This window comes from Fonticella tunisiensis (assembly GCF_004364155.1).
GTDB lineage: Bacteria > Bacillota > Clostridia > Clostridiales > Caloramatoraceae > Fonticella > Fonticella tunisiensis.
Window position 1 is genome coordinate 48,830 of the sequence record NZ_SOAZ01000013.1, and the last position, 18,843, is coordinate 67,672.

Sequence of the window (18,843 nt, forward strand, 5' to 3'; positions counted from 1 at the left end):
CATTATAGTTAAGTACTAGCTTGCCGCTCCTGTTGCATAAGACATTATTTTTTCCTGGGTAGCTTCCTTTCTAGTTAATTCGCCAGTAATTTTTCCTTCATGCATAACAACAATTCTATCACTCATTCCAAGTATTTCAGGAAGTTCTGAAGAAATCATTATTATTGCCTTTCCTTGTTTCGCCAACTTACTCATTAATCTATGTATTTCGGCTTTTGCCCCTACATCAATACCTCTAGTTGGCTCATCCAAAATTAGTATGTCCGGATCTGTTAATAACCATCTGGCAATTAAAACTTTTTGCTGGTTACCACCGCTTAAGTTGTTAACAATCTGATCCAGTCCCGGTGTTTTAATATTTAACAGTTTTACCTCTTCCTCACAATCCTTATTTACTTTTTTGCTATTAATAAACAACTTTTCAATGTAATTATTAATACTTGAGATATACATGTTATCCTTAACCGAAAGTGGAAGAAATAAACCTGAAATTTTTCTATCCTCTGTTAAAAATGCTAATTTATGTTTTATAGCATCGGCAGGTGAATTTATATGTACTTGCTTTCCTTTAATATAAATTTCCCCTTTATCCGCTTTTACAACTCCAAACAGGCTTTCCATAATTTCAGAGCGACCCGATCCCATTAGACCTGCCAAGCCTAATATCTCACCCTTACGTACCTTTAGATTAATATCATAAAATTTACCTGCTCTTGTGAAATTCTTTATTTCTAATAAAACTTTTCCAATTTCAGCTTCTTCTTTAGGGAATAACTGAGTTATCTCCCTTCCAACCATCATTTCAATCAACTTTTCTTTTGTTATATTTTTAACCGAGCACGTATCAACATAACTTCCATCTCTAAATACCGTTATCTCATCAGCAATTTTAAATATTTCATCCATTTTATGGGATATGTAGATGATAGATACGCCTTTTTTCTTTAACCACTCAATAATTTTAAACAAATGTTCTACTTCTCTTTCTGTTATGGCTGATGTAGGTTCATCCATAATAATAAGCTCCGAATTATAGGAAATAGCCTTTGCTATTTCAACCATTTGTGTATAAGCTGTAGAAAGTTCCTTCATCTTCATCTTTGGATTAAGGGATATTTCCAGCTGTTTGAGAAGCTCTTCCGTCTTTCTTTCCATTTCCCTATCATTTACCCAGAATGTCTTTTTATAAAGGGATTCCCTTCCTAAAAAAATATTTTCTGCAATTGTCATGTAGGGTACAGGGCTCAATTCCTGATGAATCATTGAAATTCCAGCCTGCAGCGCGTCGTGCGTGGATTTAAACTTTACTTCTTTGCCTTTAAACTTTATAGTTCCGCCATCTGGTCGATACATACCAATTAATATTTTCATTAAAGTAGATTTTCCCGCACCATTTTCCCCCATCAAAGCATGGACGGTACCCTTTTTAACCTTCAGTTGAACGTTGTTCAGTGCTCGAACTCCAGGAAATGTTTTTGATATATTCTTCATTTCAAGTACATATTCAGCATGCACCAAAATCACCTCTTTCATTTCAATAATGAATACCAATCTTTTGATTGGTATTCATTATTGATATTTTAGGAATTATCTTTATTTGTAACGTTTTGCGTATTCTTCAACCTTATCCTTTGTTACCAATTCAAATGGAATTATATATTCCTTGTCAACCTTCTCGCCATTTACAACCCTTGCAGCGACTTCAATTGATTTTCTCCCCTGTCCCTTAGCATCCTGGAATACAGTATAGTTCTCTTTTCCAGCCTTTACATATTCAAGAGCTTCTGGTGTAGCATCAATACCTGAAACAACTACCTTACCAAGTAAACCTGCATCTTCAAGAGCCTTGATTGCACCAAGTGCCATCTCATCGTTGTTAGCAAGTATTCCGTCTATCTTAATCTTTGACTGAATCCAGTTTTCAACTAATTTCATGGCCTTATCTCTGTACCAGTCACCTGTATTTTTAACAACTATCTTCATGTCAGGATATTTCTTTAAAATGTTTTCATATCCCTGTCCTCTTCTTATTTGTGGTTCATGTCCGTATGTTCCATCTAAAACAGCTATATTGCCCTTCCCGTTAAGTAACTTAGCCATCTGCTCTGCCTGAATTTCTCCGGCATTAATATCATCTGAACCAACATATGCTACCCCCTTCGATTCATCTGGTAGTTTTCTGTTTACTGCAATGATTGGAATACCCGCCTTATTTATTTCTTCAATCATTGACTTGCCTGCTTCTCTGTCAACTACGAATAAAACTATAGCATCTACCTTCTGAGCAATTAAGTTTTCTGCCTGTGACATTTGCTTCTGAGGGTCATATTTAGCATCCATATACACTACATCAATGTTTTGAAGCTTGCTTGCTGCTTCCTTCATTCCGTCCATAACATAAACCTGGAACTGGTCACTGAAGTCTGCCATTAAAACGCCTATTGTCTTTTTCTTTCCGTCTTTATTCTGATCTCCACCAGCTTGTCCAGAATTTGCAGGCTTGCCTGTGCATCCTGCAAGTAAAGTTACGCTAAAAAGCACTGTCAATAAGATTGAGATTAGTTTTTTCGGATTCCCCACACAAAAACCCCCTTATATTTATTTAATTATAAAATTTCATAATTATTTGAAATTTTATAATTTATCATAATTAAGAAGTTTTATCTCCATTCACCATTCTGACAAGGATATTGCTTGTGTCAATTTTTTCCGTTCCTCAAGCAACATTCCATGTTTCCATCAGTAATATTCCTTACCTCCATTCTGGTTCGCCAAAAAGTTGCAAAGAAATTAATCTTTCGTACCATCCCTTTGCTGCGAAAAAGTGGAGATAAAATAATACATGGAATGAACATTTTGTGAGGTTTAGAGCTTCCTTGCCCAAGGGTATTAGAGAATGGAATATATTTTTATCGTTCTTTAATGCCAAAACCAGTACAATAAGTTAATTTTAATTGTTAATAAACGGCTCTTGAATTTTGAATGATGATTATTACGTAAAGATAAGTCCATTGTTATAAATACTTCAATATATGAGAATGGATAGAGTGTATTATGCAAACGTGTACAATACTATGCATATTTATTTTATTTGCTTAGTCGATTCTCTTACTACCAATCGCGTTTGAAGAACTATATTTATTTTATTTTTTATTTTCTTACCATTTATCATTTCTACAATCCTCTTACAACCCAGTAACGCTATCTCTTCCCGTGGTTGATGTATAGTAGTTAAAGCTGGTTTAAAATCTTCAGCTAGCTCTATATCATCATATCCTACAATGGAAACATCGTCAGGCACTTTAATGTTAAATTCTTTTAATGCCTCCATTGCTCCTATTGCCATAAGATCTGTATGTGCAAAAATGGCTGTAACACCTTTGTCAGTAATACTCTTGATGTTGTCTCTTACTAAATTGTATCCAGAAGCAATATCACGATAACCAAATAATATTAAATTTTCATCTACTGGTATATTGTTTTGATTAAGAGCTGCTTTATATCCATTTAACCTCTGCTCAAATTCATATGAATTTCCTACAGATGTTATGCACATAATTTTTTTATGACCAAGCTTTATCAAATAATCTGTAGCATTATAGCCTCCATAGAAATGATCAGTATAAATTGAATCTGCTAAATTTTCTTCATAGAAGCTAGAATAGTGGTGTAGAAATATATATGGTATTTTTGATAATTCCATAAAATTTATAATCTGTCCGTCAATTTTCTCTAGTCTAGGATGAATAATTATAATCCCATCAACTTTTTTGCTTATAATTAACCTTTTAATATTACTTTCTCCTGTTTTTGAGCTCTTCGGGAATGACACTATAAGATCAATTCCTTCCTCCTCCAGGCTTGTTCTTAGTTGATTTAACAATGAAATGTAGTATAGACTCGCTCCAAATTCTCCGAATTTTTGTGGGAAGATAGCACATACCGTACCAGTTTTATTGGTACTTAGGCTTCTTGCATTAGCATTAAACTCAAACCCTAGATTATCAGCCAATTCTTTTATTCTCTTCTTAGTTTTCTCTGCCACCAAAGGACTATCATTTAAACTTCGTGATACGGTAGCATGGCTTACTCCGGCAATTTTAGCAATATCTTTAATTGTAACTGTCATTTAAATCACCACAAAATATTTGTATACGTGTACAATATTCTAAATTTTTATAATATTGTCTATATTCTTATTATAAACCAGCGCAAATGATAAGTAAAGTGGCAAATCAAAAATTTGTACACGTGTACAGAGATATTCATTAATTTCAATATATATTTATTAATCATACAAATTTGATATTCATAAATAATTGATATAAATAGATTGACATTCCCACTTATCCATATAAAAGTGGAGATTTAGTCCTTCATGCATTAAAAATTAATCAAGTCTTGAGAGGTCAAGGATATAACTGAAATCAACTCAAAATAATGTCTTGATAAAATACTGTATTACACTTGATTGCAGGATTCGATGTAAAAACAGTGAGAGAAAACAATTGCCATTTACAGAGATTCAAGAACGACTAAGCATTCAATCAAAGCAAAAAATTTTAGGGAGCTGCGCCCCCTATTTAATATCAATTGGTATATATTTATACATCATAACATTAATTAAAAATCAAGATCCAATTCTTTCAAAATTTCTTGCTCAACTGTATTTTCCTCTTTCTCCTGAGCTAGCACGCTCTTTTCATACATTTTAAAGAAAGGATAATACATCAATACACCTAGTGCAACAATAATAAAGGACAATATAATTGCTTTCCAATCTAATGTCACTAAATATTGTGCTACTGGAGTTGGCATACCTCCTATACTTGCAATCGGTGCCCTGACAATACCGAGTTTAAATATGTAATAAGAAAATAATCCTAAAATTGGAGTTCCAAATACAAATGGTATAAACAGGTATGGATTATACACAACCGGGAAACCATATACAACTGGTTCAGAAATATTGAAAATTGCTGGTACAATTGCTGCTTTTCCTGCTGCTTTCAGCTCTTTTGATTTGCTAAATAACCCAAGTATTGCAATAGCACCTGTTATACCAGAACCAGTACAAGCAAGGAAATATCCCCACCAGTTTTCTGTAAAAATATGTGTAGGTACCTGTCCTGCTGAAAAAGCTGCTGCGTTTTCAGCCAGATACTGAGTCATAAATGGTAATGTGAATCCAACTAAAATTGCATATCCATTCAGCCCTAAGAACCAGAAAATCATTTCAGATAGTGAAACTACGAATACAGCAAGTGGAGTGTCTATACTGTTAACTGCTGGAGCAAACATTACAGTAAATACTTCTGACAGGTTTTTGCCTCCTGACAGGCTCAAAGTTATTTGATTCACAATAACACTTAGTATAATTATTATAAGTAGCGGTATTATAGCCTCAAATGTCTTACCAATCATATCGGGAAGACCTTTAATTCTTATTGTAACTTGCTTTCTTATTAAGAATGCCATGATTTCTACTGCAATTAGTGAAGCAAAAATTGAAATAAATAATCCTCTTGAATCTAAAAAACTAAAATCAAATGCTCCATCTGTATATTTTCCATTTAAAATAAGAGTCGCTAAAACACCACCAATTATCGAATGAAGAGGCTGCAATTCAAGTTGTCTTGAATGAGCATAAGAAATCGAAATAGCACAATAGATTGATAATAAACCATAGGTAAACATAAATGGTAAATTTAATATGTGATTGTGTGCATCAAAGAAATTTCTAATTAGTGATCCTTCTGGGAAAAAGTTTCCCAGACCTGTAATAATTAAACTTATAGATCCAACCATTAAAACAGCTAATAAGCTAATCATACCATTTTTAATAGATGCAATATGCCTTTGTTTTTCAATTTGTGATGCAATTGGAGCAATATGTTTCTCTAATATAGCAACAAAAGAATCCATTTTTGTTTTAGCCATTTTTTATCCCCCTTTATTTTCTTTCACTTTTAACTTTCAAAACTATTGCTGTCTTTAAAATATTCGCTCCATTAACCATACCATAATCTTTAGTATCAATAACATCGATAGGCTTATTATATTTATCACATAGTTCCTTTAATTCAGCGAATCTATGTTTTATTTGAGGTCCTACTAGAACTACGTCGTAATCAGGTAAATATTCTTTAATATCACCTGCAGGACGTGCATCTATCTTTATATCTATATTTTTTAGCTTTTCACTATTTGCAGCGACTTCTCTCATTTTAGCAACCATAACCCCTGTAGATGCCCCTAAATTGCATACTAGTAATATTCTCAGTTTATCAAAATTCATAACTTTTCCCTCCTTTACTTCGCTCGATACATGTCTATCATTTCTTGAATTAATGTTTCAGCTAAAATTGAATTCATAAGAGTATCTTGTGCATGTACCATTAAGATTGAATATTCACTCTTTTGTCCCTGTGCTTCAGCAACAAGAAGTTCAGTCTGAACATTGTGAGCCATATTTAATAACTCTTTAGCTTCTTTCATCAACTTTTCCGAAGCGTCAAAGTCACCTCCTTTAGCTTTTCTTAAAGCCTCAACCATTTTAGCAAAGCTATCACCGGCATATGAAATAATTTGAAATGAAATTTGTTCTATCCCCATGCTGTATCTCCCCATTATTCATTATTTCTCCCGATACTCTCTAGTCCTTTAGCACTCTCTTCATCTACAATAAGATAACTATTTCTATGCAACCTGGCTATTGTTGCGGGTATTTCTTCATCGATCTCTCCTTCTACAATACGTTTTACAATATCAGCTTTTTTACTACCGGATGCAATTAAAATCATTTTTTTAGCTTCTAAAAAATGTTTTAGTCCTAATGTAATTCCCTTATCCAATACTTTTGTTGTTGTAAAATATTTTTGAGCAATTTTAACCGTTGTTTCATCTAACTTAACAACATGCGAGTACTCGTTAAAACTTGTACCTGGCTCATTCAATCCTAAATGACCGTTCATTCCTATGCCTAAAACAACCAGATCGAGAGGTCCATATTCTTTAAGGAATTTATCCATTTTTAAACATTCATTAGTTAGGTCTTCTGCCTTAGCATTAAACTCAACAATTTTATCACTATCAAGGCCTAGAGGTCCGAAAAGATATTTATACATATAATATTGGCAGCTGCCTTCATCCTCTCTGCTCATATTTGCCCATTCATCTAAACCTACAAATATAGATTTGTAACTATTTAAATCTTCGTCATCCAATTGTTTTACAATATACTGGTATGCACCTACAGGAGTATCTCCAGAAGGCAAGCAGATGATTTTCCTTTCTTTTGAACGGATATAGCTTAAAACTTCTTCACCTAAATTTTTTGATAACTCTTCATAATCTTTAACTTTGACTACTTTCATGGCTAATTACTTCCAATCCCCTACATATTCACGATACATATTTAAATATTCTTCAACTATAAGTCTGGCTATATTATACGAATTTACAAGTGGATGAATCATTAGTGCCTTAATTGCTTTCTCTTTGCTTCTTTCCTTTATAGCCTCAACTGTTAGTCTCTCAAATAACTTGATCGTTTTAATTAATTGTAATTGTATGCTAGGTATATTATTAACCTTTCTTGGTGACACCTTTCCTCCAATAATATCACATGTAATTTCTACTACGTCATCGTCCCTTAAACCATCGATGCTTTCATTATTTGGAATTAACAATGTCATAGTTGTTTTTACATTACCATGAAAAGCCCTAATACAGTTAAGTGCAATTCCGGCGTAACCACCTTTATCAGGAGTATTAACAAATTGTTCAAATGTTGGCAATTGAATATCAAGTCTTTTCACTCCTGACTCGATTGAGAAATAACTTTCTTCTCTTTCAGCTAAATGTCTTATATAAACTTCGAAAGTCTTTTCTGTATTTTCTAAATCAATACCTTTCATCTCATTTAACATTCTTTTATTTATATTTCTAATCAACTCACCGCGGGCAAAACCAGTAGATTTAATAGAATTTATAACTTTATCATTATAAAAATAGAAATATAAATATTCATTTGGTAATTCATTGCTTAATATTGATATTAATTGTTTATCAAATATTTTCATTTCTGTGTCAGTGAAAAGTTTTTCGTGATTTATTACTATATCCGTTGCATCTTCCCCATTAATCCTTGGTTCTCTAAAGAAAGACAAATGATTTAATCCATAGCAAGTTATATCAAAATTTTCTTCAGATATACCTAGCATATTTTCAAGTTGTTTTATAAAATGAAATGGCCCATCACAAATTCCATAAACGTTGTTAAAGCCTTCATTTCTAAGGGCCTGCGTTACTAATCCTGATGGATTAGTAAAATTAAATACCAAAACTTCAGGGTTAGCTTTTTCTTGTATAAGTTTACAATATTCAATTAAAGTTGGTATTGATCTTAAGGCCATGGCAAATCCGCCTACTCCTGTTGTCTCTTGACCTAAAATACCATACTTTTGAGCTATTTTTTCATCATTATATCTTCCTTCATCTTGTCCAACTCGTAAAGTTGTAATTACATAGTCTGCAGCATTAACTGCCTCAACAGCATTTGTTGTTAAACTAAATTCAACATTAGGATTGATAGCATTAGCAACTTTTTTTGCTAATCCTCCATATATGGTTAATTTTTCTTCATCATTATCCATGAATACTATTTGGTTAATGTTTAACTCCTTTGCACTATAAACTAGAGATTTTGCCAGGAATGGAGATCTTACTCCACCTCCGCCTAATACTGTCAGTTTCATGATATTCCCTCCATAATATTTTTTTTAAGGATTTTAGTTATTTCTTTATTGCTAGTAACTTCTAAAATCTTTTTTACTATTTCAGGGTTTTCCAAAAGTTGCATCATGTCTTCTAAAAATTTTAAATGCGTATTTTGTTCTTTAATAGCTAATGTAACAATTAATCTGACTGGTACATTAAACCTATCATTAAAATCTACTCCATTTTTCAAGGTTACTATACTCATGGAATTCTTAAGAACCCCATCTTCTGGTCCAGCATGCGATAGTATTACTCCTGGAACAATAACCATATAAGCTCCATAACTTTCAATGTTATGTAATATCTTTTCATGATATCTTTTATCAATACAATTATGTTCAAGTAAAATATCTGTGCCTATTTTAATTGCATCTTTCCAATCCCTTGCAATGCATTTTATTTTTACAAACTGTTCTGAAAAATCTAATTTAAAATCTAAAGTTTTAACTAAAGCTACATTGTCACTTTCTTTATTTATAGTTTTTAATAAATCATATTGTAATTTATAAATGTCCTTTATTTCACATGACTCTTTAATTGCTTCTATCAATTTATTTACCTTCGAAAAATTGTTGCTATTATAATTATCAAATCTTACTTCTAATTTTTTCTTAAGATTTTGAAAATCCTCATCGCTAATAACACTATTTACCTTGATAAATTTTTGTGGGTCAACATCAGGTATATCAACTGTACTAATTACAAAATCATTTTGATCCATAATGTCCTTTGTTAGTGACCGCACAGATAGTGTTTCAGTAACCTTTACATTAAACATTTTTTCAATTGATACTGCTAAAACTTTTGATATAGCTAACCCTTCAGCACAAACAACCAATATCTTAACTTTTTTGCTACTGTATTTATTTAATTTTTCTAATGCTAAAGCAAAATATAGTACTATATAAGATATTTCTTGGTCGTCCAACTCCACCGACAATTTTTCTTCCAAAATTTTACATGCATTTTTAACATTATAAAATAGCTCGCTATAATTTTCTAAAACATAGCCAAATAATGGATTTTCTACTGTAAGGTTAAACTTTACTCTATGAATCATTGGTCTAATATGTAGTGCCAAAGAGTTTAAAAGTTCGTCAAACTGGTTTTTAAACTCAACATTGTATGTTTTTTCAATATAATGAATCATTTCTTTTGCAATATGAGTTATGTTTTCAGTATCTTCATGCTTCATGATTATACTCTTCGAACCCAATAGTAGAGAAGCCAAATATAAATATTCTTCTTCGCAAACGTCATCTGTCAAATATTCCTTAGACAGCGTTTTTATCAGTTTTGTTGCAGTTTTGTATTCCTTTGTACTTCTAATTTTGCTTTGTTCGATTTGCTGTTGGCCAATACCGACGCCATACTGAGATCTTTTCATGAATCTAGCAATATATACCATCAATCTCAAATACGAGTTATCGTCAAATACTCTAGCTAAATCATTCTCAGCATCGTTTATTAAACTTTGAATAAGTCTCAAATCGCCTAGATCAAATAAATTATTTAAATATAGTTTCCCTCTTTTCGAAAATGCTTGTCCAAAGTTAATATAATTATAAATTTCTCTCATACTTATCGTACTTATTAAAAGATTAGCAAACTCATTCATTCTCACTACTTCATTACAAACAACATATATTCCTGCCTTAGGCTTCCTAATCAATTTTATTTCTTTATTTCTAAGATAATCATCAACTAAACTTATGAAATTAATCACGGTAGTTCTAGATATATATAAAATTTTTTCAAAGTAAGAAATGCTAATAGGTTGATGCCCCAGTAGTATTTTTAAGATAATAAAGTTTCTTATTTCTTCTTTTGAATAAACATACTCGAAAGGAGTGTTCTCCCTAATAAAGCTATCTATAAATTGCATTGCTTCTTTATTTTTATTTAGACAAACACCCTTAGTATGATGCCTTTTCAAGCAGTCATAGCCGTGTTTAAGCAGAAAATTATCAATCTTCTGTAAACTATACCTAATGCTACGTTCACTAGCATTATTAATATTAGCTAAATAACTCACTTTTACAAAATCATCAGATTTATACAGAGTTGATAAAATTGATAGGCATCTTGAGCTCAAGGCCATTTAAATCACTCCTCATTTAAATCATAGCATGTATATGAGATGTTTTCTATGAGATGACATAACATATATTGTCGATTAGTTTCGGAAAAATAATAGACATAATCATAACCACCCGTAAAACGGGTGGTTTGCTCTAGCCCTATAAGGGCATATTACTGGCTGTGTCTCAAGACACGCTGAATAGTCTGCCAACCGCATAATTTTTTCAGGCAACCCCTAAAGGGGCTTTATTTTTTGCCTTTATTTACTGGGTCACCCGTAAACGGGTCTATATATTCCTTTAAACTTATTTGATCATATGCAATATCCTCTTGAAGTTGATTTTTTATATATTCTTCTATTACCTTTTTATTTCTTCCAACTGTATCTACATAATATCCTTTACACCAAAATTGTCTATTCCCGTATTTGTATTTTAAATTTGCATGTCTATCAAATATCATCAATGAACTTTTCCCTTTTAAATATCCCATAAATTGTGCAACACTTAATTTCGGTGGTATACTTACAAGCATATGTATATGATCTTTACATGCATTTGCTTCTATTATTTCTACTCCTTTATATTCGCATAATTTCCTCAATATTTTCCCTATATCTTCTTTTATTTTTCCATATATTATTTGCCTTCGATATTTTGGTGCAAATACAATATGATATTTGCAATTCCATTTAGTATGTGATAAACTTTCATTATCCATATGGATTTTCCTCCTTTGATTTGGTTGTGGTTGGCAAACACACTTCCATTCTATCAAAGGAGGTTTATTTTTTCTACTCATAGCTTTAAGCCTTTTGGAACCACGGGCATAGCCCGTGGTATTCAAAATGCAAAAATAAAAGGAATGGAGTATGCTCCATTCCTTTAAAACATTACTTTATATTTTCTTCAACGTATTTTCTTATCTCTTCACCCGTTCCGAGGTTTAAAACTTCATCTGCAACCCTCTTAGCATCTTCAAACTTGAGGTTCCTTATAAGCTTTCTTGCCCTGAGTATTGATGATGCGCTCATGCTGAACTCATCAAGTCCTAACCCAAGAAGTACAGGTATTGCCTTTGGATCTCCTGCCATCTCGCCGCACATTCCAACCCATTTTCCTTCCTTGTGGGCGTTGTCTATTACCATCTTTATAAGCCTTAATACTGCAGGATGGAATGGGTCATAAAGATAGGAAATCTTTTCATTCATTCTATCTGCTGCAATTGTGTATTGAATAAGGTCATTAGTTCCTATACTAAAGAAATCAACTTCCTTTGCAAGTATATCTGATATTACTGCCGCTGATGGTATTTCAATCATAATACCTATTTGAACATCATCACTGTATGGGATTCCTTCATTCCTAAGTTCCGCCTTCACTTCTTCAACTATATTCTTTGCCTCCCTAAGCTCCTGAAGGCTTGAAATCATAGGAAACATGATCTTCATATTACCGTATACAGAAGCTCTAAAGAGCGCTCTTAGCTGTGTCTTGAATATATCCTTTCTATCAAGACAAAGTCTTATTGCCCTGTATCCAAGGAATGGGTTCATCTCATCTCCTATTGGAAGGTATGGAAGCTTCTTATCTCCACCGATGTCGAGTGTTCTTATAACAACTGGCCTTCCTTCCATCTTCTCAAGTGCTTCCTTATAAGCATTAAACTGCTGTTCTTCTGTCGGAAGGTTATCGTTGTCCATATAAAGGAACTCAGTTCTAAAGAGTCCTACCCCTTCTCCTCCGTTATGCATAACGTTTTCTGCATTCTGTGGTGTACCAATATTACCTGCAAGTTCAACTTTTCTTCCATCGAGTGTTATAGTCTCAACATTCTTTAGCTGCATTAATTCCTTCTTAAGCTCAGCAAGCTCCTGCTGCTTTGCTCTATACTTTTTAAGCTGCTCTTCATCAGGATTTATTATAACAATTCCTTCATCTCCATCAAGTACAAGCATATCTCCCTGATTTATTTCTTCTATTGTTGAGCCGATACCAACAACTGCTGGAATTTCAAGAGATCTTGCCATAATAGCTGAGTGTGAAGTTCTTCCACCTATTTCCGTTGCAAAGGCAAGTACCTTTTCCTTATCCATCTGAGCTGTATCTGAAGGAGTTAAGTCCTTTGTAACTACTATACATTCCTCATCAAGTTCTGCAAGTGAAGGACTTTCAATTCCAAGGAGTATGTTAGTTATTCTTCCACCAACGTCCTTAACGTCAGCTGCTCTTTCCCTCATGTATTCGTTATCCATCTGTTCAAAAATGCTTACGAACATATTTACTGTTTCTGTAAGGGCGTATTCAGCGTTTACTTTTTCACTTTCTATCTTTGACTCAACTGCACCAACAAATTCCGGGTCCTGAAGCATAAAGATATGGGCCTCAAATATTTGTGCTTTATCTTCTCCCATCTTCCTTGCTGCAGTTTCCTTAATCTTTTCAAGCTGCTTATGGGCAGTCTCTACCGCAGACTTAAACCTTTCCTTTTCTGCCTGGGCATTAGCAACTTCTATTCTTTTAATCTCAGGTTTAACTTCTTTAATGACTAGTGCCTTTCCTATAGCAATCCCCTGGGATGCAGCTATACCTTTTAACATTTGTTATTCCCCCCTGTATCTTTTATCCTTCAGTTATGGGATGAATACACTATGCAGGTTAAACACATAAATTCATTGCAAAGTAAAACCTATGGTGTACTTACCCCACAGTGATGTTTTAGTTTCTATATTTAAAACATTGATGTAATGCTAAATATTTTTACATACTTAAATATTATAACAATTAGCCTCAATAAATTCTAGATCAATTTAAAATTTCTGTATTTTCCAATTTAATCTATGGTTATTTTAAATTTACTGTAAGCACAGTAGTATCCTTATTTACATCACCATAGTTAAAATCAAGTGATTCGATCTTATCCATATTGGTGATTATGAGTGGCGTTATGGCTGACTTTGCCTTTTCTTTTATAAGATCTATATTAAATGTTACAAGCTTTTGACCGGCTTTAACCCTGTCGCCAGCACTTACAAAACTTTCAAAGCCCTCTCCACCCATATTTACAGTATCTACACCAATATGTAATAATATTTCAAGGTCTCCAGTTGTCTTTATGCCAACTGCGTGTTTTGTTGGGAATATTTGAACTATTTCTCCGTCTACCGGTGCATACAAAACACCTTCAGAAGGTTCGAAAGCTATTCCATCTCCCATCATTTTCGATGCAAAAACATCATCAGGAACTTCCGTAATTGGAACTGCTTTTCCTACTATTGGTGATTTTATTTCTATTTTTTTATTTTTTTTGAAAAAATTAAACATGTTTTATCCTCCTTATACATTAGTAATTAAAGAATTGGCATTTTAAATAAGTGATATATATTTATTGTAATTCGCCGGGTCAATACTAATATATATTTAAAAACCAGCGAATTAAAGGCATTTACTATTATTATATTTTAGTTTATACGAAATAGTCAAAAACTATTATAATTTGCAAAAACTAACCTGAATGCAAGTTGGCAATGTAAAAAGCATGAGCTAATTCAGAACCACTATTAGTCCCAACTTAGGCTCATGCCTGACATAAGCAGCAGCACGCCCTCAATTACTACGCATTGTTCTTCAGCCTGTTAAGATGAAGGGCAATATACCCTATCTCATCCTCTGAAACCTCTTTATGAAGCTTTTCAGAAATGTAACAACAAACCTTTGTCGCCAGTTTATACTCATCCCTAAGACGCCTTTTAACCGATGAGAGAAGTATATTTTTAAGAGTCTTGCCACTTTCTATTCTATATAGAGAATATTTCAAGTGTGAAATCAATCTGGCATAGTCAAAGGATTTTTGATTCAAGCTTACGCCTGTTTCTTTTTGTATGAAATCAATCACTTCTTTAACAAGTTCAGTATATTTAAGGCTGTCTGTAACCCTCTGATTTACTCTTGCAGAATGTATATGGAGAGCTATGAAGCCGATTTCGCTTTCAGGAAGCTTTATATTAAGCCTCTTATTGATAAGCTCAACGGCAGATTGTGCTATGGAATACTCATCAGGATACATTGCCTTTATTTCAAAAAGAAAGGGATTTACAATATCTATTCCTTCCTTCAATCTGTTTATGGAAAAGTTTAAATGGTCAGCGAGGGCTACATGTATATGAGAATTGAGCCTCTCTCCGAATCTGTTTATTGCGAGGGCTATGATTTCCTCAGATACAGCAATTATATCCTTATCTATATCTTTAAGTATTCTTCTATAATCTTCCCTGTCCTCTCCTTCTATAGCCGCAAACTTCTTTTCAATAAGCTTTTCATCATCTATAATATCGCCTTTTTTTCTCCCAAAACCTATGCCTTTACCTAAAAGAACATACAATTTATCCTCTTTTTCAGAAATTACAACGTTGTTGCTGAGGACTTTATTTATTATATATTTACCTGTCATAATGTCTACCCCTAATAAATTATTTTAAATAAGCTAAAAGGATTTTACAATACCTTACATGTCAATTTTCAACGCATTTCGATATCTTAACATCTATTATCATGAAAATAATCTAATTCAAATATTGTCTCTTCAAATCATTATTTTATCCCTGTTTCATCATTTAATTCATTTTACATCTCCTCAAACAATATTTCCATGTGTACTCTAATTTCAATAACAACAAAATTATAGCTGCTGGTAAAAATCGATTGAAAAATACTGAACATACAAAGAATAGCAATGGGTTAGCCCATACTTACAGACTAACCCTTTACCCCTATAACTATATTATTTTCAAGATATATGTGGACGTCATTGTTATATACCATATCCACAAAATTTCCATACTTATTTGAAATAACATTTTCACTGATAGGGTTGCCTAATGCTCCTATCACTTCTTCCTTTTTCATTCCTGCAGTTATATTGCTATTTTGTGGCTGCGGCTGAACCTGAACATCATCAGATGAGGTTACTGCTATGCCATTAGCCTTAGCATATATTTCATTCCACTTTTCCATATCAACAAAATTCTGTACAACAGATTTAATATCCTCCGCTAAATCTCCTTTATAATTTGGGTTTAACTTTCCAATTATCCCATTTATTAATTTTTCATCCTTTGTATTTATGGCATTTTGAAGTTCAATAAAGCTAAGAAGCTGCTTCTTTTCAGGACCATATATTCCACTATCGCTTATTCCCTGAAGCTTTTCAATAGCCTTATCAAAGTTTCCCTGCTTAATAAGAATTATGCTGTCCTTTATGATGTTTTTTACAGCTTCATCCTGAGCCTTTGCATTTAATGCTGTTATTTTAAATTTTAAAACCTTTTCAAGCTCCAAAAGATCGTCCACATATTTTGCATCAGTTCTCTTTTTTAGGTTGTCCTTCTCCGTCTCAATATAAAATATAATCCTACTATAATTATTTATTGCTTCCTCTGCTGTTGAATATTTATCATAGTAAAGCTTATTTGGATAGATATATGAATAAAGCTCTGTTGAATCCTTATAATGTGGTATCTTCTCTATAAATGACAGAGCGCTGCTCCAATCACCCTTGTTCATAGATGCCTTAGCATTTTGATAGTTTCTTTCAGCTTTCCCACTTAAATAAAAAAGTACTGCAAATACTACTGTACCTGTGAAAAGTATTATCTTAAATGCAGTTAATATTGTAGTTATTATTTTCTCATACCTTCTCATATTATCCACCCTTCTAACGTCATGCAACTATAAGTATATCATAATACTTATATAAACTTAAGTGGTGGATGCAGGTAAATAGTGAGATAGTAACAATACAAAGTACCGACTCGCACCTTAGAAATATCAATTTGTTTTACTGTTCCAAATTTTTATTCTCTCACTTACAGGTAACCTGCCTAAAGCACGAGAAATAAGCTCATTCATTATTGGAACACAAACATTGAAATAAATATCATAGTTAGGTCATATTCCTAAACTAACACTTTTGATTATTTCATTTAGTTTTGAATTAGACTGCAAAAAATTATTAATATCCCTCAAACTTATCTAGCTTCGCTAAATGAAAATAGAAAAGCATCTTTAAATGATTTTGATTAATATAGTAATCAATATTTAACTTGTACATATATTTTCCCATTAAATTACAATAAATGATATCTAATAATTTTTCAAAAATAGTAATATAATTACCCATATAATAGTAAACAATCTCTATATTAATGATATTAATAACAAAATATTAATTATTTTCTAATGCTTTTATCGATAATATTTTATACCCAATAGCTAAACACTAGTAAAATCTACTATTGATTTCGTGTGGATTTACTGCTATAATTAAATTATAAAACATACTAAACAGATATGAATTACTATATTAAACGCTATGACCAGGAGAAGTAGACTATATGAACCACACAGAGAGGAACCTCGTGGCTGAGAAGGTTCTATGGGGTAGTATAGTTGAAATGCACCTGTTAGCGTTAGGCCGAAATTCAGTAGGCTGTTACGGGTTCTCCCGTTATAGAGATACAGCATAGTAGTGCTGGATAGAGATGGGCAACTTGTGCCTAATCAGAGTGGAACCGCGGAAGCAACCCTTCTGCCTCTGAATATTTCAGGGGTAGAAGGGTTTTTTGGTGTGTTGACTAGGGGCCAAAAAAGCAATATTTAATATTAAGGAGGGTTTATATGAGTTTAGTAGTTTCAATAATTTTATTAGCATTTTTATACTTCTTGAAAAGAAAGAAAGTTAAATTTAGCTACAGAGTTTTAATTGCAATGATTTTAGGTATAGCTGTAGGTGCGGCATTTAAAGAAAAGGCACTTGTTATAGAGCCTGTTGGAAAGGCTTTTGTTGGTCTTATTAAAATGATAGTTATTCCTTTAGTCGTTTCATCTATAATTTCAAGCATAACGTCACTTGAAGGTGCTGATAAACTAAAGAGTATAGGTATAAAAACAATAGGCCTTCTTCTTTTTACAACAGCAATTGCAACCGTAGTGGGAATTATTATTGGAAAGATCATGGATCTTGGTGCAGGAGTGCAGTTTGTAAAGGATGCATCCTTTAAAGCAAGGGAAATACCGACACTATCAAAGGTGTTACTTGATTTAATACCTTCAAACCCAGTAAACTCCATGGCTCAAGGACAGATAGTACCTGTAATTATATTCTCACTATTTATAGCGGTTGCCATAACAATCGAAGGCTCAAGGAAACCTGAAACTGTTAAACCTGTTAAGGACTTCTTTGACTCCTTCTCAAAGATTATGTTCAGAGTAACAAAGACAGTTATAAAGCTTACCCCCTATGGAGTATTCGGCCTCATGACCGCAATGGCAGCTAAAAATGGACTTTCAACACTGCTTCCCCTTGGAAAGTTTATAATAGCCATTTATATAGCATGCATTATACAAATAGCGGTGATTCACAGTGGACTTGTTGCCTTTGTAGCAAAGGTTAATCCTCTGCGCTTCTTTAAGAAGATTTATCCAGCTCAGGTTGTTGCCTTTACAACACAGAGCAGCTATGGAACGCTTCCCGTAACCATTAAGACATTAACTGAGAGGGTTAAAATATCTGAAGAGGTTGCAAACTTTGCTGCTCCAATGGGTGCTACAATAGGTATGAATGCCTGCGGTGGTATATACCCTGCAATGGTTGCCATATTCGTTGCAAGAATATTTGGCATTGAGCTTACAATAAGCCATTACCTCATGCTTATTTTAACTACCACAATAGGCTCCTTTGGAATTGCAGGTGTTCCCGGAACTGCATCTATTGCAGCAACAGTTACTCTCGCAAGCCTTGGCCTTCCAGTTGAGGGACTTGCAATGCTCATGGGAATTGATGCAATTATAGACATGATGAGAACCGCAACTAACGTAACCGGGGCCCAAGTTGTTGCACTTCTTGTAGCTGACTCCGAAGGTGAATTTGATAGAGAAGCATTTAACAGCGTTAAAGTGGATACACTGGAATTAAGTATATAAA

15 protein-coding genes and 1 other annotated feature are annotated in these 18,843 nt (G+C 33.1%); of the genes, 1 reads left to right on the forward strand and 14 read right to left on the reverse strand.

Annotation, left to right across the window (positions count from 1 at the left end; genetic code table 11):
* Positions 1-15: 15 nt before the first annotated feature.
* The 14 genes from EDD71_RS08955 to EDD71_RS09020 all read right to left on the reverse strand — a co-directional run bounded on the left by EDD71_RS08955 (position 16) and on the right by EDD71_RS09020 (position 16,562).
* A complete protein-coding gene (locus EDD71_RS08955; protein ID WP_341472335.1) occupies positions 16-1,491 on the reverse strand; it encodes a sugar ABC transporter ATP-binding protein in 1,476 nt (491 codons plus the stop codon).
* Positions 1,492-1,593: 102 nt separating this feature from the next.
* On the reverse strand, positions 1,594-2,580 hold the full coding sequence (locus EDD71_RS08960) for a sugar ABC transporter substrate-binding protein (RefSeq protein ID WP_133628395.1): 987 nt from the start codon (positions 2,578-2,580) through the stop codon (positions 1,594-1,596).
* A gap of 502 nt (positions 2,581-3,082) precedes the next feature.
* Positions 3,083-4,129, reverse strand: coding sequence for a LacI family DNA-binding transcriptional regulator (locus EDD71_RS08965; protein WP_133628396.1), 1,047 nt, complete (start codon positions 4,127-4,129; stop codon positions 3,083-3,085).
* Positions 4,130-4,623: 494 nt separating this feature from the next.
* The gene (locus tag EDD71_RS08970) at positions 4,624-5,940 is read right to left on the reverse strand and encodes a PTS sugar transporter subunit IIC (protein WP_133628397.1); all 1,317 of its coding nucleotides are present in this window, start codon (positions 5,938-5,940) and stop codon (positions 4,624-4,626) included.
* 13 nt (positions 5,941-5,953) lie between these two features.
* Positions 5,954-6,298, reverse strand: coding sequence for a PTS sugar transporter subunit IIB (locus EDD71_RS08975; RefSeq protein ID WP_133628398.1), 345 nt, complete (start codon positions 6,296-6,298; stop codon positions 5,954-5,956).
* A 14-nt stretch (positions 6,299-6,312) separates the two neighbouring features.
* The gene (locus EDD71_RS08980) at positions 6,313-6,615 is read right to left on the reverse strand and encodes a PTS lactose/cellobiose transporter subunit IIA (RefSeq protein WP_133628399.1); all 303 of its coding nucleotides are present in this window, start codon (positions 6,613-6,615) and stop codon (positions 6,313-6,315) included.
* Positions 6,616-6,629: 14 nt separating this feature from the next.
* Positions 6,630-7,376, reverse strand: a complete 747-nt coding sequence (locus tag EDD71_RS08985) for a glucosamine-6-phosphate deaminase (protein WP_133628400.1) — start codon at positions 7,374-7,376, stop codon at positions 6,630-6,632.
* A gap of 6 nt (positions 7,377-7,382) precedes the next feature.
* Positions 7,383-8,759 (reverse strand): family 4 glycosyl hydrolase, encoded by a 1,377-nt coding sequence (locus EDD71_RS08990; RefSeq protein ID WP_133628401.1) that lies wholly within the window; start codon positions 8,757-8,759, stop codon positions 7,383-7,385.
* Positions 8,756-10,882: a BglG family transcription antiterminator gene (locus EDD71_RS08995; RefSeq protein ID WP_133628402.1), complete on the reverse strand. Its 2,127-nt coding sequence runs from the start codon at positions 10,880-10,882 to the stop codon at positions 8,756-8,758. The genes EDD71_RS08990 and EDD71_RS08995 overlap by 4 nt, the downstream gene beginning before the upstream one ends.
* Before the next feature lie 227 nt (positions 10,883-11,109).
* On the reverse strand, positions 11,110-11,583 hold the full coding sequence (tnpA, locus tag EDD71_RS09000; protein WP_133628403.1) for an IS200/IS605 family transposase: 474 nt from the start codon (positions 11,581-11,583) through the stop codon (positions 11,110-11,112).
* Positions 11,584-11,755: 172 nt separating this feature from the next.
* Positions 11,756-13,462 carry a phosphoenolpyruvate--protein phosphotransferase gene (gene ptsP, locus EDD71_RS09005; RefSeq protein WP_133628404.1) on the reverse strand — a complete coding sequence of 569 codons (1,707 nt, stop codon included), beginning with the start codon at positions 13,460-13,462 and terminating at the stop codon, positions 11,756-11,758.
* 244 nt (positions 13,463-13,706) lie between these two features.
* On the reverse strand, positions 13,707-14,186 hold the full coding sequence (locus EDD71_RS09010; RefSeq protein ID WP_133628405.1) for a PTS sugar transporter subunit IIA: 480 nt from the start codon (positions 14,184-14,186) through the stop codon (positions 13,707-13,709).
* Between the two features lie 289 nt (positions 14,187-14,475).
* Positions 14,476-15,312, reverse strand: coding sequence for a PRD domain-containing protein (locus EDD71_RS09015; protein WP_133628406.1), 837 nt, complete (start codon positions 15,310-15,312; stop codon positions 14,476-14,478).
* A 305-nt stretch (positions 15,313-15,617) separates the two neighbouring features.
* Positions 15,618-16,562 carry an outer membrane protein assembly factor BamD gene (locus EDD71_RS09020; RefSeq protein WP_133628407.1) on the reverse strand — a complete coding sequence of 315 codons (945 nt, stop codon included), beginning with the start codon at positions 16,560-16,562 and terminating at the stop codon, positions 15,618-15,620.
* A 661-nt stretch (positions 16,563-17,223) separates the two neighbouring features.
* Positions 17,224-17,459, forward strand: a binding site (T-box leader).
* 78 nt (positions 17,460-17,537) lie between these two features.
* On the opposite strand from EDD71_RS09020, the gene EDD71_RS09030 reads away from it, so the two are divergent.
* Complete coding sequence (locus tag EDD71_RS09030) at positions 17,538-18,842, forward strand: dicarboxylate/amino acid:cation symporter (RefSeq protein WP_133628408.1); 1,305 nt, start codon at positions 17,538-17,540, stop codon at positions 18,840-18,842.
* Position 18,843: the final 1 nt, after the last annotated feature.